The organism is Flavobacterium sp. ALJ2 (genome assembly GCF_015594725.1).
Lineage (GTDB): Bacteria > Bacteroidota > Bacteroidia > Flavobacteriales > Flavobacteriaceae > Flavobacterium.
In genome coordinates, this window is record NZ_JADNRC010000050.1 from 1 (window position 1) to 918 (window position 918).

Consider the following 918-nt stretch of genomic DNA (forward strand, 5'->3'; position numbering starts at 1 on the left):
TATCCACTTTTATTTCTGCCGTACCTGAACCTGCAGGAATCGTTGCTACACCTGTTAAAGCGGTATAGTCGGTACCTGCTGTGGCTGAACCAGATATTGAATAGTTTATATCTATTGGACTCGACACAGTAATCCCCTCTGGTAAACCTACCTCTATAGTAGTACTTTCTCCTTCTGCAACACTTGCTGTAAGTGGAGAAATACTCAATACTTTGTTTGCTGAATCAGTTCCAGTTGCATCCTTAATGGTAACTGTAGCTACATTGTCACTTCCCCAGGTAAATCCTTCTGTATCGCCTCCTGTTAAAATTACCGTTTCGTCTGGTTCAATAATAAAATCTCTAAAAGCAGCTACGTATAACCCTCCCCATCCGTAACTAGCAGGAATCGTTACCGTGCCTGTTAAAGTACTATAGTCGGTACCATTTATAGCTGTACCTGATATCGTATAGTTTACAGTCAGTGGATACCCCAGAGTAACTCCTTTTGGCAAATTTACCTCTACATTACTAGTTAATCCTTCGACAACATCTGCTTTAATTTTAGAAAAATTTAATACTTTCTGTGCCGGATCATTTGCGTCTGTAATGGTTACTGTAGCCTCCTTGGCTGCATCATTCCAGCTAAACCCTGTTAATGAACCTGCTGTTATAGCGCCTCCTGTTAAAGTTACTGTCTCATCAAGCTCTATAACAGCATCAGTCTTTGCATCTATAACAATGGCTGCAAAATTCTTACCTGCTGGTATCGTTCCTGTTCCGGTCAATGCTGTATAATCGTCAACACTAGTTGCTGTACCTCCAACTGTATAGTTGAATTTAATATCATTCGTAGCTGTAAATCCATCTGGTAAACTTACCTGTATAGTAGTACTTTCTCCTTCTTTAACATTTGCCGTAGGAGGAGAAAAACTCAAAC

At 40.1% G+C, this 918-nt stretch carries 1 protein-coding gene; it reads right to left on the minus strand.

The window, feature by feature from the left end; all coding sequences use genetic code 11:
- Positions 1 to 918 (minus strand): Calx-beta domain-containing protein (locus IUY40_RS19160; RefSeq protein WP_229335692.1); only part of this gene is annotated, 918 nt, incomplete at both ends.